Origin of the sequence: Thermococcus sp. 21S9 (genome assembly GCF_012027635.1) — an archaeon.
GTDB lineage: Archaea > Methanobacteriota_B > Thermococci > Thermococcales > Thermococcaceae > Thermococcus.
In genome coordinates this window covers 1-560 of record NZ_SNUS01000009.1, presented here as the reverse complement: position 1 = coordinate 560, position 560 = coordinate 1, and the positions used below count along the sequence as shown (strand labels likewise).

Below are 560 nucleotides of genomic sequence, written 5' to 3'. Positions count from 1 at the left end.
ACTTCCCCCAGCTTGGAATTGACCTCAGGGGTGGAGTGGTTGTAACTGCCTATGGTGTAGATGCAAACTCGGATGAGATTGCTAAATATCTCGCTCAACAGCTTAATATAGATGTTAGAGTTGAGAAATTCACTGGAATTGGGAAAGAAAGCAGTGGAATAAATGTTTATGCACCGGCAGATGCTGATCCTGAAAAAATAAGGGAAGTCCTTAAGCAACGCTTCCCGGATGCAAAGTATGCGATATCAGAAGTTCGGCCCACTTTTGGAGCAATGGCAAGAGAGCAAGGAATAAAAGCAATAAGCCTAGCATTCCTTGGAATGGCAGTTGTCGTCTTTCTGTTCTTCAGAGTTCCAGTTCCGTCATTCACAGTCATATTCTCAGCGTTCTCAGACATGGTGATAGCTCTAGCCCTAATGAGCATCTTCGGCATCGAGTTAAGCCAAGCGACAATTGCAGCTCTGTTAATGCTTATAGGTTACTCAGTTGACAGCAACATTCTTTTGACTACAAAGCTCCTTAAAAGAAAAGAAGATACCATTGAAGAGGCCTATTTCTCT

1 pseudogene is annotated in these 560 nt (G+C 43.0%); it reads left to right on the top strand.

What is annotated here, in order from left to right:
- A pseudogene (locus tag E3E28_RS10695) lies at nucleotides 1–560 on the top strand (protein translocase subunit SecF); the annotation flags it as partial.